At 72.8% G+C, this 22,814-nt stretch carries 20 protein-coding genes; 18 read left to right on the top strand and 2 right to left on the bottom strand.

Annotated elements, in window-relative coordinates; translation table 11 throughout:
• Window positions 1-110: 110 nt before the first annotated feature.
• Window positions 111-2,273: an ATP-binding protein gene (locus tag ACIO6U_RS22125; protein ID WP_401721495.1), complete on the bottom strand. Its 2,163-nt coding sequence runs from the start codon at window positions 2,271-2,273 to the stop codon at window positions 111-113.
• A gap of 291 nt (window positions 2,274-2,564) precedes the next feature.
• Between ACIO6U_RS22125 and ACIO6U_RS22130 the strand changes: the two genes are divergently transcribed.
• From ACIO6U_RS22130 to fusA, 16 genes are all read left to right on the top strand, one after another.
• Complete coding sequence (locus tag ACIO6U_RS22130; protein WP_391046625.1) at window positions 2,565-3,044, top strand: DUF948 domain-containing protein; 480 nt, start codon at window positions 2,565-2,567, stop codon at window positions 3,042-3,044.
• 6 nt (window positions 3,045-3,050) lie between these two features.
• On the top strand, window positions 3,051-3,356 hold the full coding sequence (locus ACIO6U_RS22135) for a DUF6167 family protein (protein WP_188285194.1): 306 nt from the start codon (window positions 3,051-3,053) through the stop codon (window positions 3,354-3,356).
• Window positions 3,356-6,025, top strand: a complete 2,670-nt coding sequence (gene alaS, locus ACIO6U_RS22140) for an alanine--tRNA ligase (RefSeq protein WP_391160801.1) — start codon at window positions 3,356-3,358, stop codon at window positions 6,023-6,025. Before ACIO6U_RS22135 ends, alaS begins: the two co-directional genes overlap by 1 nt.
• 44 nt (window positions 6,026-6,069) lie before the next feature.
• Entirely contained in the window at window positions 6,070-6,534 is a 465-nt protein-coding gene (gene ruvX, locus ACIO6U_RS22145; RefSeq protein WP_355348851.1) for a Holliday junction resolvase RuvX, read from the top strand.
• Window positions 6,535-6,636: 102 nt separating this feature from the next.
• Window positions 6,637-8,580, top strand: coding sequence for an endolytic transglycosylase MltG (mltG, locus tag ACIO6U_RS22150; RefSeq protein WP_401721500.1), 1,944 nt, complete (start codon window positions 6,637-6,639; stop codon window positions 8,578-8,580).
• A gap of 18 nt (window positions 8,581-8,598) precedes the next feature.
• Window positions 8,599-9,447, top strand: coding sequence for a shikimate dehydrogenase (locus ACIO6U_RS22155; RefSeq protein WP_401721503.1), 849 nt, complete (start codon window positions 8,599-8,601; stop codon window positions 9,445-9,447).
• Window positions 9,448-9,583: 136 nt separating this feature from the next.
• Entirely contained in the window at window positions 9,584-10,768 is a 1,185-nt protein-coding gene (gene aroC / locus ACIO6U_RS22160; RefSeq protein WP_355348737.1) for a chorismate synthase, read from the top strand.
• The gene (locus ACIO6U_RS22165; protein WP_355348740.1) at window positions 10,765-11,280 is read left to right on the top strand and encodes a shikimate kinase; all 516 of its coding nucleotides are present in this window, start codon (window positions 10,765-10,767) and stop codon (window positions 11,278-11,280) included. Before aroC ends, ACIO6U_RS22165 begins: the two co-directional genes overlap by 4 nt.
• Complete coding sequence (aroB, locus tag ACIO6U_RS22170) at window positions 11,277-12,383, top strand: 3-dehydroquinate synthase (protein WP_401721506.1); 1,107 nt, start codon at window positions 11,277-11,279, stop codon at window positions 12,381-12,383. Before ACIO6U_RS22165 ends, aroB begins: the two co-directional genes overlap by 4 nt.
• A complete protein-coding gene (gene aroQ / locus ACIO6U_RS22175) occupies window positions 12,380-12,820 on the top strand; it encodes a type II 3-dehydroquinate dehydratase (protein WP_355348746.1) in 441 nt (146 codons plus the stop codon). The genes aroB and aroQ overlap by 4 nt, the downstream gene beginning before the upstream one ends.
• A gap of 129 nt (window positions 12,821-12,949) precedes the next feature.
• Entirely contained in the window at window positions 12,950-13,654 is a 705-nt protein-coding gene (locus tag ACIO6U_RS22180) for an AAA family ATPase (RefSeq protein WP_188285186.1), read from the top strand.
• A gap of 155 nt (window positions 13,655-13,809) precedes the next feature.
• Window positions 13,810-14,913, top strand: coding sequence for a M24 family metallopeptidase (locus tag ACIO6U_RS22185; RefSeq protein ID WP_355348750.1), 1,104 nt, complete (start codon window positions 13,810-13,812; stop codon window positions 14,911-14,913).
• Window positions 14,914-14,968: 55 nt separating this feature from the next.
• Window positions 14,969-15,535 (top strand): elongation factor P, encoded by a 567-nt coding sequence (efp, locus tag ACIO6U_RS22190; protein WP_188285184.1) that lies wholly within the window; start codon window positions 14,969-14,971, stop codon window positions 15,533-15,535.
• 2 nt (window positions 15,536-15,537) lie between these two features.
• Complete coding sequence (gene nusB, locus ACIO6U_RS22195; RefSeq protein WP_355348754.1) at window positions 15,538-15,963, top strand: transcription antitermination factor NusB; 426 nt, start codon at window positions 15,538-15,540, stop codon at window positions 15,961-15,963.
• Between the two features lie 108 nt (window positions 15,964-16,071).
• Window positions 16,072-17,535, top strand: a complete 1,464-nt coding sequence (locus ACIO6U_RS22200) for a pyridoxal phosphate-dependent decarboxylase family protein (protein WP_401721509.1) — start codon at window positions 16,072-16,074, stop codon at window positions 17,533-17,535.
• Between the two features lie 477 nt (window positions 17,536-18,012).
• Window positions 18,013-20,073 carry an elongation factor G gene (gene fusA, locus ACIO6U_RS22205; RefSeq protein WP_401721512.1) on the top strand — a complete coding sequence of 687 codons (2,061 nt, stop codon included), beginning with the start codon at window positions 18,013-18,015 and terminating at the stop codon, window positions 20,071-20,073.
• Between the two features lie 298 nt (window positions 20,074-20,371).
• Here fusA and bldD read toward each other — a convergent pair whose 3' ends face one another.
• On the bottom strand, window positions 20,372-20,872 hold the full coding sequence (gene bldD, locus ACIO6U_RS22210) for a transcriptional regulator BldD (protein WP_033174517.1): 501 nt from the start codon (window positions 20,870-20,872) through the stop codon (window positions 20,372-20,374).
• A 185-nt stretch (window positions 20,873-21,057) separates the two neighbouring features.
• Here bldD and pyrR point away from each other — a divergent pair, with 185 nt between their 5' ends.
• Entirely contained in the window at window positions 21,058-21,723 is a 666-nt protein-coding gene (gene pyrR / locus ACIO6U_RS22215) for a bifunctional pyr operon transcriptional regulator/uracil phosphoribosyltransferase PyrR (RefSeq protein WP_401721514.1), read from the top strand.
• Window positions 21,724-21,803: 80 nt separating this feature from the next.
• The gene (locus ACIO6U_RS22220) at window positions 21,804-22,814 is read left to right on the top strand and encodes an aspartate carbamoyltransferase catalytic subunit (protein WP_355348767.1); all 1,011 of its coding nucleotides are present in this window, start codon (window positions 21,804-21,806) and stop codon (window positions 22,812-22,814) included.

Below are 22,814 nucleotides of genomic sequence, written 5' to 3' on the forward strand. Positions count from 1 at the left end.
TCAACCGGCCGGTGGCAAGCGGCCCCCGGGACCGGTGGTGACGTCGCCGCCGTCGTGGTCGGTCGTGTAGCGCGTCCCTCAGCCGCCGCTGGGAAGTACCCGCGTCCCCCTCACTCGGGGGCGACCACCTCCGCGGGGGCCGCGCTCCTGGCGGGGGCCTTCCGGGCGGGACGCTCGCGGGTGGCGGCGGCGGGCGACGGGCGGTGGAGGGCGCGGTGGACCGCCGCGTCCAGCCCGAACCGCTCGCCTTCGCTCAGGGCGGCGGCGTAGGCGTCGTCACCCAGCGCCGCCCGCACCCGCGCCTCGCACAGCACGTGCGGGGCGTTGAAGAAACGGGAGCCGAACAGGCGCAGGCCGACCGAGGCCCACAGGCGCCCCGCGGCGCCCTGGAGGACCGCGGCCTCGTGCGGGGCGCCCTCGTCCTCGGTGATGAGGGCCAGCAGCTCCAGGGCGAGCACCGCGCCGACCAGGTCGCGGAAGGCGTGGTCGATGGTCAGCGCCTCCTCGGCCAGCCGCCGCGCCTCCGCGCGGTCGCCGCCGAGCCAGGCGGCGTAACCGAGGACGTAGAGCGCGTAGGCCAGCGTCCAGCGCTCCCCGTGGTCGTGGCAGATGTCGCGGGCCTCCGCGGCGAGGGTCACCGCCTGGTCCAGGTCGCCCTGGAAGGCCACCGCCATCGCCAACTCGACCTGCGCCATGAGGACGTTGCTGTTGAGTTCGCCGATCCGGCGGTAGCGCAGCAGCGCGTCCCCGATGAACCGCTCGGCCCGCGGCATGTCGTCGGAGACCAGCGCGAGGCAGCCCAGCCGGTGGACCGCGTACGCCATCGCCGTGCCGTTGTCGGCCGCCTCGGCCTCGCTGCGGCACTGCTGGAGCACGTCGAGCGCGGTGACCGAGTCGCCCTGGAGCAGCGTCACATAGCCGTACACCCACATCGCCTTGGCGCGCGCCTCCGAGCGCCCCGCGGCGAGGTCGAGGGCCCGCTCCAGCCAGTGCCTGCCCTCCGCGAGCCGCCCGCAGCCGACCCAGCAGAACCACAAGGTGCCCGCCAGGTACTGGCCGACGGCCGGGTCCTCCGGCGGCCGGTCCGCGGCGCCGTCCAGACTGAACTCCAACGCCAGCCGGAGATTGGGCAGTTCGGCCTCGACCCGCGCGGCCACCTCCGACTGCCGGGGGCTGAACCAGTCCAGCTCGCACCAGGTGGCCAGACCCAGGTACCAGTCGCGGTGCCGCCGCCGCATCCGTACGTCGTCGCCGAGCGCGGCCAGCCAGCCCGCGCCGTACTCGCGGACCGTGTCCAGCATCCGGTAGCGCACCAGACCGTCGGCGCCCTCCTCGCGGCTGAGCACCGACTGGTCGACCAGCGCGGACACCGTCTCCACGATGTCCTCCTCGGCCAGGTCGGGACCCGCGCACACGTACTCCACCGCGTCCAGGTCGAACCGTCCGGCGAAGACCGACAGCCGCGCCCACAGCAGCCGCTGGCCCGGCGTGCACAATTCGTGGCTCCAGCCGATCGCCGTACGCAGCGCGCGGTGCCGGGCGGGCGCGGTGGGGTCGCCGCCGGTCAGCAGCCGGAAGCGGTCGTCGAGCCGTTCGAGCACCTGCTCCACCGACAGCGCCCGCAGCCGGACCGCCGCCAGTTCGAGGGCGAGCGGAAGGCCGTCGAGCCGGGCGCACAGCTCCAGGACGGGACCGCTGTTGGCCGCCGTCACGGTGAAGCCCGGCAGCACGGCCGCGGCGCGCTCGGCGAACAGCCGCACGGCGTCGCTGCGGGCGTCCGGCGCGGGCAGCGGCGCCAGCGGCAGCAGCCGCTCCCCGGTGATGCCCAGCGGCCTGCGGCCGGCCGCCAGCACCCGCAGCCCCGGCGCGCGGCGCAGCAACTCCGCGGCGAGGGAGGCCACTTCGGCGTGCACCCGGTCGTAGCCGTCGAAGACCAGCAGCAGCTCGCGGCCGGCCAGCCCCTCGGTCAGCACCGAACGCGTCGAGCGGGTGGTGTGGTCCGCCAGCCGCAGCGCCTCCGCGACCGCGTGGTCCAGCAGCGACGCGTCGCCGAGCCCGGACAGGTCGACCAGCCAGACGCCGCCGAGGAAACGGTCCTGCGCGTGCCTGGCGGCCCGCAGCGCCAGTCGCGTCTTGCCCACCCCGCCGACCCCGGTCACGGTGCTCAGCCGGGACTCCGCCGCCGGCGACAACAGCGCGTCGAGCGCCGCGAGTTCGGACGTCCTGCCGACGAAGCCGGTCAGCTCGGCGGGGAGGTTACCCACAGTCTCCATGGTGTACGGAGCGTACTTGACTGTGCGCGGACCGTACAATCCCGTCGCCGAGTAGTGGTATAACGCCCGCGCTTGCCCGGTTGTGGGACAGCCCCGGCGCGCGCGTAATGCGGTACGGACGCGCAGGCCCGGCGCGATAGGGTCGGAGGCCGATGTCGTGGTGAAAACCAGCCGCGGACCGCGGTCGTGAGAAGCGGCCGTGGAAGCGGTCGCGGGAAGCAGCCGTGAGAAGCGGCCGAAACTGCGCGGCGAAGTGTCCGTGAGATGCCGACGGTGAGGGAGCGGAGCAACGTGTCCGGTGCAGAGGTGGCTGGCCTCATCGTGGCGGTCTTCTGGGCGATCCTGGTGTCGTTCCTGGCCGTCGCGCTGGTCAGGCTCGCCCAGACGCTCAAGCGGACCAGTGAACTCGTGGCAGGCATCACCGAGCAGGCCGTACCGCTGCTCGGCGACGCCTCCGACGCGCTGCGCACCGCCCACAGCCAGCTCGACCGGGTCGACACCATCACCGCGGAGGTCGCCGAGGTGACGGCCAACGCCTCCGCGCTCTCCTCCACCGTCGCGTCGGCCTTCGGCGGACCCCTGGTGAAGGTCGCCGCCTTCAGCTACGGCGTACGGCGCGCGGTCGGCCTGCGGACCTCCGGCGGAGCGGGCGCGGGCGCGGCGGCCAACGGCGCGGCGGGCACCGACCGCTCCCGTGCCAGGACCGTCAAGGCAGGCAAGGTGCTCCCCGCCGCCCGGCGCGGCGGCCGTCGCAACCGCTCGAAGGACTGAGGCCACATGTTCCGCCGTATGTTCTGGTTCGTCACCGGCGCCGCCACCGGCGTCTGGGCCACCACCAAGGTCAACCGGGCGCTGCGCCGCCTCACGCCCGAGAGCCTCGCGGCGACCGCGGCCGACCGCGCGCTGGAGACCGGCGCGCGGCTGCGGGTGTTCGCCCAGGACGTACGGGCGGGCATGACGCAGCGCGAGAGCGAGCTCCAGGACGCGCTCGGCCTCACCGGCAGCGCCCCGCAATCCGAAATCCCGTCCGAACTCCCGGCACCGCGCCGGAGCATTGCGTACAACCGGAAGGACGAACACTGATGGAGTCGGCAGAAATCCGCCGCCGCTGGCTGCGCTTCTTCGAGGAGCGCGGGCACACCGTTGTCCCTTCGGCGTCGCTCATCGCGGACGACCCGACTCTGCTGCTGGTCCCGGCGGGCATGGTCCCGTTCAAGCCGTACTTCCTCGGTGAGGTCAAGCCGCCCTTCGACCGCGCCACCAGCGTGCAGAAGTGCGTCCGCACCCCGGACATCGAAGAGGTCGGCAAGACCACCAGGCACGGCACGTTCTTCCAGATGTGCGGCAACTTCTCCTTCGGCGACTACTTCAAGGAAGGCGCCATCAAGTACGCCTGGGAGCTGCTCACCGGCTCCCTGGAGGACGGTGGCTACGGCCTGGAGGCCGACCGGCTCTGGATCACCGTCTACCAGGAGGACGACGAGGCCGAGCAGATCTGGCGCGACGTCATCGGCGTCCCCGCCGAGCGCATCCAGCGCCTCGGCATGGGCCCCAACTTCTGGTCCATGGGCGTCCCCGGACCCTGCGGCCCCTGCTCCGAGATCAACTACGACCGCGGCCCCGAGTTCGGCGTCGAGGGCGGTCCCGCCGTCAACGACGAGCGGTACGTGGAGATCTGGAACCTGGTCTTCATGCAGTACGTGCGCGGCGCCGGTGAGGGCAAGGAGAGCTTCCCGATCCTCGGCGACCTGCCCAGCAAGAACATCGACACCGGCCTCGGCCTCGAACGCCTCGCGATGATCCTGCAGGGCGTGCAGAACATGTACGAGACCGACACCCTGCGCGTCGTCATGGACCGCGCCACCGAACTGACCGGCGTGCGCTACGGCCAGGCCCACGACACCGACGTGTCGCTGCGCGTGGTCGCCGACCACATCCGCACCTCCGTGATGCTGATCGGCGACGGCGTCACCCCGGGCAACGAGGGCCGCGGCTACGTCCTGCGCCGCATCATGCGCCGCGCCATCCGCAATATGCGGCTGATGGGCGCCACCGGACCGGTCGTCGCCGAACTGGCCGACGTCGTCATCAAGACCATGGGCGAGCAGTACCCGGAGCTGATCTCGGACCGCAAGCGGATCGAGACGGTCGCCATCGCCGAGGAGACCGCCTTCCTCAAGGCCCTCAGCGGCGGCACCAACATCCTCGACACCGCCATCACCGAGACCAAGTCGGCCGGCGGCAGCGTGCTCCCCGGCGACAAGGCGTTCCTGCTCCACGACACCTGGGGCTTCCCGATCGACCTCACCCTCGAAATGGCCTCGGAACAGGGCCTGTCGGTGGACGAGGAGGGCTTCCGCCGCCTGATGAAGGAGCAGCGGGACCGCGCCAAGGCCGACGCCCGCGCCAAGAAGACCGGCCACGCCGACCTGTCCGCCTACCGCGAGGTCGCCGACCGCTCCGGCAGCACCGAGTTCACCGGCTACACCCAGAACCACAACGAGGCCACCGTCGTCGGCCTGCTGGTCGACGGCGTCCCGTCGCCCGCCGCCACCGAGGGCGATGAGATCGAAGTGGTGCTCGACCGCACCCCGTTCTACGCCGAGGGCGGCGGCCAGCTCGCCGACACCGGCCGCATCCGCGCCGACAACGGCGCGGTGATCGAGATCCGCGACGTCCAGCAGCCGGTGCCCGGCGTCAGCGTGCACAAGGGCGTCGTCCAGGTCGGCGAGGTCACCGTCGGGGCCGGGGTGCTGGCCCAGATCGACCTCGTACGCCGCCGCGCCATCGCCCGCGCCCACAGCGCCACCCACCTGACCCACCAGGCGCTGCGCGACGCCCTCGGCCCGACGGCCGCCCAGGCCGGTTCCGAGAACGCCCCCGGCCGCTTCCGCTTCGACTTCGGCTCCCCGGCCGCCGTCCCCGGCACCGTCCTCACCGACGTCGAGCAGAAGATCAACGAGGTGCTCGCCCGCGAACTGGACGTCACCGCCGAGGTCCTGCCGATCGCCGAGGCCAAGAGGCAGGGCGCCATCGCCGAATTCGGCGAGAAGTACGGCGAGCGGGTCCGGGTCGTCACCATCGGCGACTTCTCCAAGGAGCTGTGCGGCGGCACCCATGTGCACAACACCGCGCAGCTCGGCCTGGTGAAGCTGCTCGGCGAGTCCTCGATCGGCTCCGGCGTGCGCCGCGTCGAAGCCCTGGTCGGCGTGGACGCCTACCACTTCCTCGCCCGCGAGCACACGGTCGTCGCCCAGCTCACCGAGCTGGTCAAGGGCCGCCCCGAGGAGCTGCCCGACAAGATCTCCGGGATGCTCGCCAAGCTCAAGGACGCCGAGAAGGAGATCGAGCGCTTCCGCGCGGAGAAGGTCCTCCAGGCCGCCGCAGGGCTCGCCGAGAGCGCCGCCGACATCAAGGGCGTCGCCCTGGTCGCCGGTACGGTCCCCGAGGGCACCGGCGCCGACGACCTGCGCAAGCTCGTCCTCGACGTCCGCCAGCGGATCGGCGGCGGACGCCCCGGCGTCGTCGCCCTCTTCACCGTCGCCAACGGCCGCCCGCTGACCGTCATCGCCACCAACGAGGCCGCCCGCGAGCGCGGCATCAAGGCCGGCGAGCTGGTCCGCACCGCCGCCAAGACCCTCGGCGGCGGAGGCGGCGGCAAGGACGACGTGGCCCAGGGCGGCGGCCAGAACCCGGCCGCGGTCCAGGACGCCGTCGAGGCCGTCCAGCGCCTGGTGGGCGAGAAGGCGTGACGGACGGTTCGCCGGATCCGAGCCGCCCGGGGCGGGAAGGCGGCATGAGGAGGGGCCGGAGGATCGCGGTGGACGTCGGGGACGCCCGCATCGGGGTCGCCTCGTGCGACCCCGACGGGATCCTCGCCACGCCGGTCGAGACGGTGCCCGGCCGCGACGTGCCCGCGGCGCTGCGGCGGCTCGCCGCGATCGTGGCGGAGTACGAGCCGATCGAGGTCGTCGTCGGGCTGCCGCGCTCCCTCAACGGGGGCGAGGGCCCGGCGGCGGCCAAGGTCCGCGGCTTCGCCCAGCATGTGGCGAAAGTCATCTCGCCGGTTCCGGTGCGCCTGGTGGACGAACGCATGAGTACGGTCACGGCCACGCAAGGGCTCCGCGCCTCCGGAGTGAAGGCGAAAAAGGGACGCTCCGTAGTGGATCAGGCTGCCGCGGTCATTATTTTGCAAAGTGCGCTGGAGACCGAACGGGTGTCGGGTAAAGCTCCGGGCGAGAGCGTCGAAGTGGTCATCTGATCGCGATACGGTAACGTCTCGCGCGACACGGCGGCGCCCCTCGGGCGCCGCCCGTTTCACAGGGTCGGCAAGCCGGTTGCAGACCGCGTACCAAGGGGACCGATGACTGACTATGGCCGGGGCGCCGGCTCCGAACCGTGGCATCCCGAGGACCCGCTCTTCGGTGACGGCTACGACCAGGCGCAGCAGCCCTACCCGCCGCAGCAGCAGGTGCAGTACCCGCAGGCGGAGTACGACCCCTACGCCACCGGTCAGCACCAGCAGCAGTACCCGCAGCAGCAGGGCGGCCAGCAGTACCCCCAGACCCCGCAGCAGTACGAGCAGCAGGGGTACCCGCAGCAGCAGCCGCAGCACCCGCAGGGGCAGTACCAGCCTCAGCAGCACCCTCAACAGCACCCCCAGCAGCACCCTCAACAGCAGCAGTACCCGCAGGCGCAGTACGACGGCTACGACACCGGCTCCCACTCGGTCGGCGGATACGGCCACCAGGACCCGTATGGCGGGCACCAGCCGCAGGATCCGTACGCGGGCGGCCCGCAGCCCGACTTCTACGGGCAGAACGGCTACCCGCCGCCCCAGCAGCCCCAGTACCGGCAGCAGCCGCAGGCGCCGTTCCAGGGCCAGGGGCCCGGGCAGGGGCCGGGCGGTCCGGGACAGGGCGGTCTGAGTCAGGGCGCTCCGGGGCAGGGTCAGCCGCAGGCGCCGCTGCACGGCCAGGGCCAGCCACAGGGCCAGGGCCCGGCGCAGGGCACGCAAGGCGTCCAGGGGGCGCAGGACGGTCACCCGCAGGAGCCGGGCGCGCGCCCGCTGCGGACGGCTCCGGGCAACACCGGCGACTGGGACGCGGGGGAGGACGACGACCCGCGCGAGCACGCCTTCTTCTCCGGCCGCGACGACGACGATGACGACGCCCCCGCGACCACCACCACGAGCGGCGGCGGCAGGCGCGCGGGCAAGTCGGCCCCCGCCAAGGGCGGCAAGAAGCGCCGCAGCGGCTGCGCGTGCCTGGTCGTCCTGGTCGTCCTGGGCGGCGGCCTCGGCGGCGTCGGCTACTTCGGCTACAACTTCTACCAGGACCGCTTCGGCCCGGCCCCCGACTACTCGGGCAACGGCGCGGGCGAGGTCCAGGTCGAGATCCCCAAGGGCTCGACGATCACCACCATGGGCAACATCCTCAAGTCCGACGGTGTGGTCAAGAGCGTCGACGCCTTCACCGCCGCGGCCCGCAAGAACCCCAAGGGCCAGTTCATCCAGGCGGGCGTCTACGTCCTCAACAAGCAGATGTCGGCGGCCTCGGCCGTCACGATGATGCTCGACCCCAAGTCCCAGAACGCGATGATCATCGCCGAGGGCATGCGCGACGCGCAGATCTACGACGCCATCGACAAGCGTCTCGGCCTCTCCGCGGGCAGCACGAAGAAGGTCGCGCACGACCAGGCCAAGAACCTCGGACTGCCGGACTGGGCGGACACCAGCTCCAAGGTGAAGGACCCGCTGGAAGGTTTCCTCTTCCCGTCCCGCTACGGCGTCGCCAAGGGCATGAAGCCCGAAGCGCTGCTGCGCGAGATGGTCGGCGAGGCGAAGAAGCAGTACGCCCAGTTCGACATGGTCGCCGAGGCGAAGAAGCAGAATCTCAGCTCGCCGCTGCAACTGCTCACCGTCGCCAGCCTGGTGCAGGCCGAGGGCAAGACCGACGACGACTTCCGCAAGATGGCCAAGGTCGTCTACAACCGGATGGTCCCCACCAACAAGGAGACCTTCGGACTGCTCCAGTTCGACTCGACGTACAACTACATCAAGAACACCAGCGCCACGAACATCAGCCTCGCCAAGATCAAGTCCCTGGACGACCCGTACAACACGTACAAGTACAAGGGCCTGCCGCCGGGGCCGATCGGCAACCCGGGCGTCGACGCGCTGAAGGCGGCGATGAACCCCGACAGCGGGAACTGGTACTACTTCATCTCGCTGGACGGCAAGACGACCAAGTTCACCTCGACGCACGCCGAGTTCCAGAAGCTCTACGACCAGTACAACAGCCAGTAGGACCGGGGCACTTCTTCCGTGGACACGACCGGACACCCGGGCACCCGCCGTGCGGCGGTGCTCGGGTCACCCATCGCGCACTCGCTCTCCCCGGTGCTGCACCGGGCCGCGTTCGAGGCGATGGGCCTCGCCGTCGAGTGGCGCTACGACCGCTTCGAGGTCGACGAGGCCGCGCTGCCCGGCTTCATCGGCGGCCTCGACCCCGCCGTCTGGCGCGGTCTGTCGCTGACGATGCCGCTCAAGCGGGCCGTGATCCCGCTGCTGGACGAGATCACCGAGACGGCCGCGTCCGTGGAGGCCGTCAACACGGTCGTGCTCGGCCCCGACGGCCGCCGCAGGGGCGACAACACCGATATCCCCGGCATGCTCGCCGCCCTGCGGGAGCGCGGCATCACCTCCGTGCCCTCCGCGGCGGTCCTCGGCGCCGGGGCCACCGCCTCCTCCGCGCTGGCCGCGCTCGCGCGGCTCGGCACGGCCGAGGTCACCGCGTACGTACGCGGCCCGGCGCGCGCCGCCGAGATGCGGCAGTGGGGCGACCGCCTCGGTGTCGCCGTGCGCGTCGCCGACTGGGCCGACGCCGCCAAGGCCCTCGACGAGCCGCTGGTCATCGCCACCACCCCGGCCGGCGCCGCCGACCACCTCGCCGCCGCCGTCCCGCCCGCCCCCGGCGCCCTCTTCGACGTCCTCTACGACCCCTGGCCCACCCCGCTGGCCGCCGCCTGGTCCCGCCGCGACGCCCCGGTCGTCGGCGGCCTCGACCTCCTGGTCCACCAGGCCGTCCTCCAGATCGAGCAGTACACCGGCCACGCCCCCGCCCCCCTCGCGGCCATGCGCGCGGCGGGCGAGGCCGCGCTGCCGCGGGGGTGACGGTTCCGGCCGGTCGCTGTCCGCACGGTGGACCGTGTCGGGGCACGGCACGTCGGCGTGGGAGGATCGGGGGACAGGACGGCACGCCGTTGCTCGGGGGCGGCCGGACCGGGACGCGCACATCGAGGGAGCACCGTTGAGCAGGTTGCGCTGGCTGACCGCGGGGGAGTCGCACGGACCCGCACTCGTCGCGACGTTGGAGGGGCTGCCGTCCGGGGTGCCGGTCACCACGGAGTTGGTGGCGGACGCGCTGGCGCGGCGGCGGCTGGGATACGGGCGCGGGGCGCGGATGAAGTTCGAGCGCGACGAGGTGACCTTCCTGGGCGGCGTACGGCACGGCCTCACCATGGGCAGCCCGGTGGCCGTGATGGTGGGCAACACCGAGTGGCCCAAGTGGGAACAGGTCATGTCGGCCGACCCGGTGGACCCGGAGATCCTGGCGGGCCTGGCGCGCAACGCGCCGCTGACCCGGCCGCGACCCGGCCACGCGGACCTGGCGGGGATGCAGAAGTACGACCTGGACGAGGCACGGCCGGTGCTGGAGCGGGCCAGCGCGCGGGAGACCGCGGCGCGGGTGGCGCTGGGCGCGGTCGCGCGGTCGTACCTGAAGGAGACCGCGGGCATCGAGATCGTCTCGCACGTGGTGGAACTGGCCGGGGCGAAGGCGCCCTACGGCGTGGTGCCGGTGCCCGGCGACGAGGAGCGGCTGGACGCGGACCCGGTGCGCTGCCTGGACGCGGACGCGAGCAAGGCGATGGTCGCGGAGATCGACCAGGCCCACAAGGACGGCGACACGCTCGGCGGCGTCGTGGAAGTGCTGGCGTACGGAGTGCCGGTCGGCCTCGGTTCGCACGTGCACTGGGACCGCAGGCTCGACGCACGGCTGGCCGCCGCGCTGATGGGCATCCAGGCGATCAAGGGCGTCGAGGTCGGCGACGGCTTCGACCTGGCCCGGGTGCCCGGCTCCAAGGCGCACGACGAGATCGTGCCGGGCCCCGACGGCGTCCGGCGCGCCTCCGGCAGGTCCGGCGGCACCGAGGGCGGCATGAGCACCGGAGAGGTGCTGCGGGTCCGCGCCGCGATGAAGCCGATCGCCACTGTGCCCCGCGCGCTCGCCACCATCGACGTCACCACCGGCGAGGTCGCCCAGGCCCACCACCAGCGCTCCGACGTGTGCGCGGTGCCCGCGGCGGGCATCGTCGCCGAGGCGATGGTCGCTCTGGTGCTGGCCGACGCGGTCGCGGAGAAGTTCGGCGGCGACTCGGTCGTACAGACCCGGCGCAGCGTCCGCGGCTTCCTCGACAACCTGGCGATCAAGTGACCGGCCCGGCGATCGTCCTCGTCGGCCCGCCCGGAGCGGGCAAGACCACCGTCGGCCGCGCGCTCGCCGACCGGCTGGGCACCACGTACCGCGACACCGACGCCGATGTGGAGGCCGTCGCGGGCAAGCCGATCCCCGAGATCTTCATCGACGACGGCGAGCCGCGCTTCCGCGAGCTGGAGCGCGCCGCGGTCCGCACCGCCGTCGCCGAGCACGAGGGAGTGCTGTCGCTGGGCGGCGGCGCCGTCATGGACGGCCCCACCCGCGACCTGCTGGCCGGTCTGCCGGTGGTCTTCCTCGACGTCGGCCTGCACCAGGCCGTCCGCCGCGTCGGCCTGGACGCGCCGCGCCCGCTGCTCGCGGTCAACCCGCGCCAGCAGTGGCGCGAGCTGATGGACGTACGCCGCCCGCTGTACACGGAGATCGCCCGCGCCGTGGTCAGCACCGACGACCGCACCCCCGAGGACGTGGCCGAGGCCGTCCTCGACGCACTCCAACTGAAGGACGCATGAGCGAGAACGACGCGGTGGCGCCCCCCACCCGTATCCAGGTCGGTGCCACGGCGGGCACCGAGGCGTACGAGGTGCTGGTCGGTCACCAGCTCCTCGGCGAGCTGCCGGGACTGATCGGGCCCAAGGCGCGCCGGGTGGCCGTCCTACACCCCGAGGCGCTGGCCGGGACCGGCGAGGCGATCCGCGAGGACCTCGCGGAGCAGGGCTTCGAGGCCATCGCCATCCAGCTCCCGAACGCCGAGGAGGCCAAGACCGCCGAGGTCGCCGCCTACTGCTGGAAGGCGCTCGGCCAGACCGGCTTCACCCGCACCGACGTGATCGTCGGCGTCGGCGGCGGCGCCACCACCGACCTGGCCGGTTTCGTGGCCGCGACCTGGCTGCGCGGAGTGCGCTGGATCGCCGTGCCCACCACCGTGCTCGGCATGGTCGACGCGGCCGTCGGCGGCAAGACCGGCATCAACACCGCGGAGGGCAAGAATCTTGTCGGTGCCTTCCACCCGCCCGCCGGAGTCCTCTGCGACCTCGCCGCGCTCGCCTCGCTGCCGGTCAACGACTACGTCAGCGGCCTCGCCGAGATCATCAAGGCCGGGTTCATCGCCGACCCCGGCATCCTCGACCTGATCGAGTCCGACCCGGCCGCCGCCCGCAGCCCGGAGGGCCCGCACACCGGCGAGCTGATCGAACGCGCCATCCGGGTCAAGGCCGAGGTCGTCTCCGCCGACCTCAAGGAGTCCGGCCTCCGCGAGATCCTCAACTACGGCCACACGCTGGCGCACGCGATCGAGAAGAACGAGCGCTACAACTGGCGGCACGGCGCCGCCGTCTCCGTCGGCATGGTCTTCGCCGCCGAACTCGGCCGCCTGGCCGGGCGGTTGGACGACGCGACCGCCGACCGGCACCGCGCCGTCCTGGAGTCCGTCGGACTGCCGCTGACCTACCGCGGCGACCAGTGGCCGAAGCTGGTGGAGACCATGAAGGTCGACAAGAAGTCCCGCGGCGACATGCTGCGCTTCATCGTCCTCGACGGACTCGCCAAGCCGACCGTTCTGGAGGGCCCCGACCCGGCCGTCCTGCTCGCCGCCTACGGGGAGGTCTCCGCGTGACCACCCGCGTCCTGGTGCTCAACGGCCCCAACCTCGGGCGCCTCGGCTCCCGCGAGCCCGACGTCTACGGCGCGACCTCGTACGCCGGTCTGGTCGAGGAGTGCACCAAGCTCGGCGCCGAGCTGGGCTTCGACGTCGAGGTCCGCGAGACCAACGACGAGGCGGAGCTGATCGGCTGGCTGCACGAGGCGGCCGACGGCCGGATTCCCGTCGTCCTCAACCCCGGCGCCTTCACGCACTACTCCTACGCGATGCGCGACGCCGCCGCGCAGCGGACCGCGCCGCTGATCGAGGTGCACATCTCCAACCCGTACGCGCGCGAGGCGTTCCGGCACAACTCCGTCGTGGCCGCCGTCGCCTCCGGTACGGTCGCCGGATTCGGCATCGGGTCGTACCGGCTGGCGCTGCGCGCCCTCGCGGAGGACGGCGGCTCCTAGCGGGGCACCCTGGAGGAGCGCGGCTCGTTCACACAACGGCCGTCAGGGGCTGTACCGTTCCGTGTCGAACGGGTTCGTTACCGGCCGGTTCAAGAAGCTGGTCCTCCGTACGGGATGGAGTGGGGCGAGATGCAGCACGCTGTGGGGGCGCCGCAGCCCGGTGGCCCCACCCCGCCCCAGGGGACGGGCGTCAGTACGGGGCACTTCCCGTTGTCGTCGCCCGCGCCCGTGCAGGTCCCGGCGCCGCACGGCAACGGCTCGCTGTCCGGCGCCTCGCACGGCCCGATAGCCGTGCTGCTGATCGGCGCGGCGGGGGCGGGCAAGACGACGATCGCGCGGCACTGGGCCGATCACCGCGGCGCGCCGACCGCGCACATCAGCCTGGACGACGTACGCGAATGGGTGCGGGCCGGTTTCGCCGACCCGCAGGCGGGGTGGAACGAGCACTCCGAGGCGCAGTACCGGCTGGCCCGCCGCACCTGCGGCTTCGCCGCCCGTAATTTCCTGGCCAACGGCGTCTCCTGCATCATCGACGACGCCGTCTTCCCCGACCGCCCCGCCGTCGGCCTCGGCGGCTGGAAGCGGCACGTCGGGCCCGGCCTGCTCCCCGTCGTCCTGCTCCCGGGACTGGACGTCGTCCTGACCCGCAACGCGGAGCGCACCGGCAACCGCCGCCTGTCGGACGAGGAAGTCGCCCGGATCCACGGCCGTATGGCGGGCTGGTACGGCTCGGGCCTGCCCATCATCGACAACTCCCAGCTCGACGTGGTCTCCGCCGCCGCCGCCCTCGACCGCGTCGTGGCCCGCAGCGCCCAGGGCCCGCCCATCTGGTAGCCCGTCCGCACGATCCGGCGGCGGCGGGCGAGCGGCCCGCGTACGGGCTCACGCGGCAGGCGAGCCTTCGGCGGTACGGGCGCGGCCGGCGGCCCGGCGCCACGGGTGGACGCGCTCAGGAAGCCGGGCCGCCGACGCGCCCATACGCTCGCCACATGTCCGAGGTGCACGCAGCACGCAGAGCACGGCTGCGCGACCGGTGCGCGGCGAACGGCGCGTCCGCCGCGCTGGTGACCCGTCCCGCGAACATCCGCTACCTGACCGGCTGCGCGCCGCAAGGCGCGGCGCTGCTGATCGGCCCGGACGACGACGCGCTGGTGCACCTCACACCGCCGCAGGACGACCGCGACGAACCGCTGCCCGGCGACCTGCGCGCGGTGGTGCTGGCGACGCCGGACGGCGACGCGGCGGTGGCCGCCGCCGACCTGGCCCGCGAGCACCGCGCCGACTCCCTCGCCGTCGAGGAGCACCACCTGACGGTGACCCGGCACCGGGCGATCAGCTCGGTCGTCGGCGCGCTCCCGCTGTCCGACCTCGGCGGCGCCGTCGAACAGCTCCGGCTGGTCAAGGACGAGCACGAGATCGCCAACCTCAGGATCGCCGCGGAGATCGCCGACCAAGCCCTCGGCGAGCTGCTGGAGTCGATCCTGGTCGGCCGCACCGAACGGCACCTCGCCCTGGAGCTGGAGCGCCGCCTGGTCGACCACGGCGCCGAGGGCCCCGCCTTCCGCACCTCCGTCGGCACCGGCCCGAACTCCGGCGCGCCCCGGCACGTGCCGACCGACCGCCGCGTCGAGGAGGGCGACTTCCTGACCGTCCGGCTCGGCGCCCGCTACCGCGGCTACCGCTGCGAAGTCGGCCGTACGTTCGTCATCGGCACCGCTCCCGCAGCCTGGCAGATCGACCTCTACGAGCTGGTGTTCGCCGCCCAGCGGGCCGGCCGCGAGGCGCTCGCACCCGGTGTGGCCTGCCGAGACGTCGACCACGCGACCCGGAGCCCGCTCACCGCCGCCGGCCACGCGGAGGGTCTGGCACAGTGGTCGGGACACGGCGTGGGTCTGGAAATCGACGAGGACCCTCGGCTGTCACCTGCGGCCATGGGTAAACTGGACGCTTGCGTGCCGGTCACCGTCGAACCGGGGGTCCACCTTCCGGGCCGCGGCGGTGTCCGCATCGACGACACACTCGTCGTACGTCCACTGGCGGACGGCGGGCCCGAGCTACTCACCATCACGACCAAGGAACTGCTCGCCCTGTGACGGGCGCGTGCCCTCCTCGGTCCCCGAAGCAGCACTTTCAGGAGATTCCGCAACCGTGGCCACCACGAACGACCTCAAGAACGGCCTCGTGCTCAAGCTCGACAGCGGCCAGCTCTGGACCGTAGTCGAGTTCCAGCACGTCAAGCCCGGCAAGGGCCCCGCCTTCGTGCGCACCAAGCTGAAGCACGTGCTCTCCGGGAAGGTCGTCGACAAGACCTTCAACGCGGGCGTGAAGGTCGAGACCGCCAACGTCGACAAGCGCGGCATGCAGTTCTCCTACAAGGACGGCACCGACTTCGTCTTCATGGACACCGAGACCTACGACCAGATCATCATCGCGCCCGAGACGGTCGGCGACGCCGCCAACTACCTTCTCGAGGGCTTCGAGGCGGTCGTGGCGATGTACGAGGGCTCCGCGCTCTACGTCGAGCTGCCCGCCTCCGTCGAGCTGGTCATCGAGTACACCGAGCCCGGCGTCCAGGGCGACCGCTCCACCGGCGGCTCCAAGCCCGCCCGCCTGGAGACCGGTTACGAGATCGGCGTCCCGCTCTTCATCACCACGGGTGAGAAGGTCAAGGTCGACACCCGTACGGGCGACTACCTCGGCCGGGTGAACAGCTAACCGTGGCTGCCCGGAACAAGGCCCGCAAGCGGGCCTTCCAGATCCTCTTCGAGGCGGAACAGCGGGGCGTCGACCCCAAGACCGCCATGGCGGACTGGATCCGGCTCGCCAGGACCGACGACCGGCAGCCGCCGGTCACCGAGTACACGATGCAGCTCGTCGAGGGCTGTGAGGCGCACGCCGAGCGGATCGACGAACTGCTGTCCAGCTACTCCGTCGGCTGGTCGCTCGACCGGATGCCGGTCGTGGACCGCAATGTGCTGAGGCTCGGCACGTACGAGCTGCTCTGGGAGGACGACGTCCCGGACGCGGTCGTGCTGGACGAGGCGGTGCAGCTCGCCAAGGAGTTCTCCACCGACGAGTCACCGGCCTTCGTCAACGGGCTGCTGGCCCGGCTGATGGAACTGAAGCCGACGCTCAAGCGGTAGGAACCGCGCCCGAGCGCCCGGCCCGTCCTTCCGGGCCCGAAGCAGAAGTTGAACAATATTCTGCTTCGGGCCTGGTGTGTGTCCTGGCCCTGGCCTAGATTCCCGCGCATGGACGAAACGGACGACCGGACCGACGACGCGATCCTGAAGCACCTCGCCGGACTGCGCGCCGCCGACCTGCCCGTGCACGGCGGACGGACGATGGCGTACGTCTACGACGCGGGACTCGACGGGCTCGACGATCTGGCGGCGAGCGCCCAGGCCGCCTTCGCGGGCGTCAACGGCCTCGACATGACCGCCTTCCCCAGCGTGGTCGCGCTGGAGAACGACGTCGTGGGGCGGGCGGCGGCCGTGCTCGGCGGCGGCCCGCGGACGGCGGGCACCTTCACCAGCGGCGGCACCGAGAGCTGCCTGCTGGCCGTTCTCACCGCCCGCGAGCACGCCCGCAGGACGCGCGGCGTCACCGCCCCCGAGATCGTGCTCCCCGTCACCGCGCACGCCGCCTTCCACAAGGCCGCGGCGCTCTTCGGACTCACCGTCGTGAGCGTCCCGGTGGACCCGGAGACCTTCCGGGTGCGGGCCGAGGACATGACAGCCGCCATCGGCCCCCGTACCGCCCTCGTCGTCGTCTCCGCGCCCTCCTACGCGCACGGCGTGCTCGACCCGGTCGCCGAGGTGGCGCGGGCGGCGGCCGAACGCGGCACGCTGTGCCACGTGGACGCCTGCATCGGCGGCTGGTACCTGGCGCACCGGCGGCTGGCCGACGGCATCGCGCCGCCGCCCGCCTTCGACCTCGCGGTGCCCGGCGTCACCTCGCTCTCGGTCGACCTGCACAAGTACGGCTACACGCCCAAGGGCGCCTCCGTGCTGCTCTTCCGGGACGCGGAACTGCGCAGGCACGGCTGGTTCGCGCACGCCTCCTGGCCGGGCTACCCGGTCGTCAACGCGACCTTGCAGGGCACCAAGTCCGCCGGGCCGCTCGCCGCCGCCTGGGCGGTGCTGCGCAGGGTCGGCACCGACGGGTACACCGACCTGTCCCGCCGCGTGCACGCGGCGACCGTACGGCTGGTCGAGGGGATCGGCCGGATCGAGGGGCTGCGGGTGCTCGGCGCCCCCGAGGCGTCGCTGGTGGCCGTCGCCTCCGCCGACCCGGCGCTCGACCCGTTCGTGGTCGCGGACGAGATGCGGCTGCTCGGCTGGTACCTCCAGCCGCAGCCCGCCTTCGGCGGCTCACCGTCCAATGTGCACCTCACGGTCACCGCCGCCGTCGCCGACCCGGACCGGATCGACGAACTCCTCGCCCACCTGGCCGACGCCGTGACCAGGGCCCGCGCGTACGGCCCGACCGCCGTCGACCCTGGACTCGTGGAGTTGGCCGCCGCGCTCGACCCGGACACCCTCGGCCCCGACGAGGTGGCGCTCGCCCTCCAGCTCGCGGGCGTCGGCCCCGGCGGCGCGCTGCCCGACCGCATGGCCCCCGTCCTCGCCGTCCTCCAGGCCCTGCCCCCGCGCCTCACCGAACGCCTGCTGCCCGAGGTCATCTCCCGGATGTACGCGAGCGCCCCAGCCTGACGCCGCCCGCCACGAGCCCGCCCCGCCGCACCGGAAAAACCCGGTGCGGCGACCGGAGCCGCCTCCCTACACTCGGCACGCGTCCACGCGCCGCCACCATCGGACGGCGCGTGCCATGACGAGTGAACGGACCAATGAGGGGAGCCCGGCCGTGCGTCACCGCAGCGCAGTCGTCGTTCCCCCGACCCGGCACCGGGTGATTCTGGTGTCTCGGTCCGCCCGGTGCCCGCTGCGCGGCCGGCACCGTGGCCCCGTGACGCCCGCCTGACCCCGTCGGTCCCCCGACCGATCCGCTCGACCCCGCCTCCCCGCCGCCCTGCCTGCCAGGCCCGCCGCCGTACCCGTACGCCCGGACACCCGGGCGCGGCTCGGCGCTACGGCCGCGCGGCTTCACGGCTCTCCGGACGGGGCCACATCGGTCGTACGTCACGACAATCGCGCCGCCACCTCACCGGATCATCCGAAAGGTCACAGGCCGTGCGCAGCAACCCGAACCGTCCGTCCGTACCGGCGCTCGCCGACGTCAGGAACCTGGGCATCCTCGCCCACGTGGACGCGGGCAAGACCACCGTCACCGAACGGTTCCTCTACCTCACCGGCGCCACCCACAAACGCGGCGAGGTCCACGACGGGACGACCGTCACCGACTTCGACTCCCAGGAGCGCGACCGCGGCATCACCATCTTCGCCGCCGCGGTGAGCTGCGAGTGGGACGGGCACTGGTTCAACCTGATCGACACCCCGGGGCACGTCGACTTCGCCGACGAGGTGGAGCGCTCGCTGCGGGTGCTCGACGGCGCCATCGCCGTGTTCGACGCCGTCGCGGGCGTCGAGCCGCAGAGCGAGTCGGTGTGGCGGCAGGCGGACCGGCACGGCGTGCCGCGGATCGTCTTCGTCAACAAGCTGGACCGCGCGGGCGCCGATCTGGACCGGGCGGTCGACTCCATCCGACGGCGGCTGCACACCGTCCCGCTGGTCGTCCAGCTCCCGATCGGCCGGGAGGACGGCTTCACGGGCGTCGTCGACCTGCTGCGGATGCGCGCCCTGATCTGGACGGACGGCGGCGGCCCGCGCGAAGGCGCGGTGCCCGACGAGCTGAAGCAGGAGGCGGACCGGCGGCGACGGCTGCTGGAGGAGACGGTGGCGGAGCTGCACCCGGCCGCGCTGGAGGAATTCTGCGCGCGCTCGGCGCTGTCGGAGCCGACCCTGACGGCGGCCCTGCGCGACCTCACCCGCGGCGGAGAGGGCGTCGTGGTCCTCTGCGGCTCGGCTTACCGCGACCGCGGCATCGAACCGCTGCTGGACGCGGTGGCGGCCTATCTGCCGTCGCCGCTGGACGTGCCCCCGGTCCGGGGCACGCTCGACGGCGAAACGCGCGAACGCGCGGCCGACCCGGCGGAACCCTTCGCCGGGCTGGTGTTCAAGGTCAACTCGACCGCCACCGGGCGGCTGACCTGCCTGCGGATCTACGCGGGAACGATCAGGAAGGGAGACACGGTGCTGGACGCGGGCACCGGGCGCGGCGAGCGGATCGGCCGCATCCTGCGGCTGCACGCCGACCGGCAGACCGAGCTGGAACAGGCGGTCGCCGGGGACATCGTCGCGGTGGTCGGGCCGAAGGCCGCCCGCGCGGGCACCACGCTGTGCGCGCCGGGCGCCCCGCTGGTGCTCGAACCCCCGGTGGCGGCCGACCCGGTCGTCTCCGTCGCGGTCGAGGCCGCCCGCAACACCGACACCGAACGGCTGGTGTCGGCGCTCGCACGGCTGGTCGAGGAGGACCCGTCGCTCGCTGTCAGGACCGATCCCGAGACCGGCCAGATGGTGCTCGCGGGCATGGGCGAACTGCACCTGGAGGTCGCGGTGGAGAAGATCCGCCGCGCCCACGGCCTGGAGGTCGGCGTCGGCCGCCCGCAGGTCGCCTACCGGGAGACGGTCGTCCGCGGGGTGACGGGCCATGTCCACCGGCATGTCAAACAGGACGGCGGGGCGGGGCAGTTCGCCCATGTCGTCATCGATGTGGCGCCGCTCGGCGCCGAGGAGGGGGAGGAGGAGTTCGTGTTCACCTCGACGGTGACCGGTGGCCGGGTGCCGCGTGAGTACGTTCGCGCGGTCGAGGACGGCTGCCGTGACGCTCTCGCGCAGGGGCCGCTGGGCGGTCACCCCGTGACGGGGGTGCGCGTCACGCTGACGGACGGGGCGACCCATGCGAAGGACTCCTCGGAGCTGGCTTTCCGCACGGCGGGCCGTTTCGCGCTCCGCGAGGCGCTGCGGGCCTCCGCGATGGTGCTGCTGGAACCGGTGACCGAGGTGACGGTCACCGTGCCCGAGAGCGCCGTGGGCGCCGTCCTCGGCGACCTGGCCGCGCGTCGCGGCCGGGTGACCGCCTCCGGCGTGGTGGCCATGGGCTCCACGGTCCTCACGGCGACCGTCCCCCTGGCCGAGCTGTTCGGTTACGCCACCGGGCTGCGGAGCCGCACGCATGGCCGTGGCACCTTCAGCACCTGCCCCGCGGGCTACCTCCCGGCCCCGTCGCGGTGACCAGGACCCCGGGGGTGCCGCTTGCGGTGTCGTCCCGAGTGCCGCGCCGCGTCGGCTGAGTGCGCGGTTCCCCGCGCCCCCCGGGGACGCTGTTCCCCGCGCCCCCGGGGAGTCGTCCGCTGTCCGGAAGACCGGAGGGCGGACCCGTCAGGGGTGCGGGGAACAGCGCGACAAGCCGCGGCGGACCGCGCCTCTCGGGGCGGGTGGCCCGGAACGCGGAGCCGCCCGGTGCGGGCCCCGGGAAGGGGTCCGCACCGGGCGGCGGGACGTTTCTGCACTATTCGGGCGAGCCGGGCGCCTAGCCCTCTTCGTGCTGGACCGCGCGCCGCGCGTCGGCGTCGAGGACGCCCCAGCCGATGAGCTGCTCGGTGAGTACGGACGGCGACTGGTCGTAGATCACGGCCAGGGTACGGAGGTCGTCCTGGCGGATCGACAGCACCTTGCCGTTGTAGTCGCCGCGCTGGCTCTGGATCGTGGCGGCGTACCGCTGGAGAGGCCCGGCCTTCTCCGGCGGGACCTGGGACAGGCGCTCCAGGTCGAGGACGAGCTTCGGGGGCGGCTCGGCCGCCCCGCCGGGGGTCGTACCCGGCAGCAACTCCTGGACCGGAACTCCGTAGAAGTCCGCAAGCTCGGCGAGTCGCTGCACGGTCACGGCACGGTCGCCGCGCTCGTACGAGCCCACGACCACTGCCTTCCAGCGGCCCTGGGACTTCTCCTCGACGCCGTGCAGGGACAGGCCCTGCTGCGTGCGGATGGCCCGGAGCTTTGCTCCGAGCTGCTTGGCGTAATCGCTGGACATATGGCTCCCCGGACGGAAACTCGGTGACTCACTGTGAGGTTACGCAGCGTAATCCGTGCTCGTCAAGCCGGAAAGGGCCGATCGGTCGCTGACCTGGGCGCTCTGCGCCACCTGATACCGTTGCCGCGTACCCCTGACGTCCTTTAATGCCCGTCCCGTGAGGCGGGGAAGGAGGTCCCCGACCCATGGTCGAAGACCGCAGTACCCCGGAAGACCGCGATACCGCCGAGTGGAACCCCGCGCCCGCCCGTCCGGTGCTCGAAGCACCCGACATCGCGCGCGTCCTCACCCGTATCGCCCACGAGATCGTGGAACGCGCCAAGGGCGCGGACGACGTGGTGCTCCTCGGCATCCCGACCCGCGGCGTCCACCTGGCCCAGCGCCTGGCGGCCAAACTCGCCGAGATCACCGGCCGCACGACGGCCGTCGGCTCCCTCGACATCACCATGTACCGCGACGACCTGCGGCTGCACCCGGCGCGCGCGCTGGCCCGCACCGAGATCCCGGCCACCGGGATCGACGGCAGGCTCGTCGTCCTCGTCGACGACGTGCTCTTCTCCGGCCGCACCATCCGCGCCGCCCTCGACGCGCTCAACGACATCGGCCGCCCCCGCGCCGTACAGCTCGCCGTGCTGGTCGACCGCGGCCACCGCGAACTGCCGATCAGGGCCGACTACGTCGGCAAGAACCTGCCCACCTCGCTGCGCGAGACCGTCAAGGTCCAGCTCACCGAGGAGGACGGCCGCGACACCGTCCTGCTCGGCCAGAAGGACGACAAGGACCGCGACCGGCGCGACCGCCGTGACCGGGACGACGCGGCGCCGCGCGAGGGCCTCCCGGCGGACGACTAGCGCACCCAGGACAGGACCCCCGCCGGGGTCCTGTGCTTCCGCGCGCCCTGACCCGCCCCAGCACCCCCGGAGTGACCCGCATGAAGCGCCACCTGATCTCGGCCGCCGACCTCAGCCGCGACGACGCCCTCCTCGTACTCGACACCGCCGAGGAAATGGCCCGCGTCGCCGACCGGCCCATCAAGAAACTGCCCACCCTGCGCGGCCGTACCGTCGTCAACCTCTTCTTCGAGGACTCGACGCGGACCCGCATCTCCTTCGAGGCCGCCGCCAAGCGGCTCTCCGCCGACGTCATCAACTTCTCCGCCAAGGGCTCCTCGGTCTCCAAGGGCGAATCCCTCAAGGACACCGCGCTGACCCTGGAGGCGATGGGCGCCGACGCCGTCGTCATCCGGCACGGCTCGTCCGGCGCGCCGCACCGCCTGGCCACCTCCGGCTGGATCAACGGCTCGGTGGTCAACGCGGGCGACGGCACCCACGAACACCCCACGCAGGCACTGCTGGACGCCTTCACCATGCGCCGCCACCTGTCCGGCGTCGGCCGCGACCTGGAGGGCCGCCGCGTCACCATCGTCGGCGACATCCTGCACAGCCGGGTCGCCCGCTCCAACGTGCTGCTGCTCAACACCCTCGGCGCGCGCGTCACCTTGGTCGCCCCGCCGACCCTGCTGCCGATCGGCGTCGAGCAGTGGCCGTGCGAGGTCAGCTACGACCTCGACGCGGTGCTCGCCAAGACCGACGCGCTGATGATGCTGCGCGTGCAGAGCGAGCGGATGAACGCCGCCTTCTTCCCCACCGAGCGCGAGTACACCCGGCGTTACGGCGTGGACGGGCTGCGGATGGCGGTGCTGCCCGAGCACGCCATCGTCATGCACCCGGGACCGATGAACCGCGGCATGGAGATCACCGCCGAGGTCGCCGACTCGCCGCGCTGCACCGTCGTGGAGCAGGTCGCCAACGGCGTCAGCACCCGGATGGCCGTGCTGTACCTGCTGCTCGGCGGCTCGGAACCGGCCATCGCCACCACCGCGCCCGTCCCCGAGACCGCACCCGCGACGACCGGCCCCGCCCGTACCGAGGAGAGCAAGTAA

The organism is Streptomyces sp. NPDC087422, from assembly GCF_044744145.1.
In the GTDB taxonomy this organism is placed as follows: Bacteria; Actinomycetota; Actinomycetes; order Streptomycetales; family Streptomycetaceae; genus Actinacidiphila.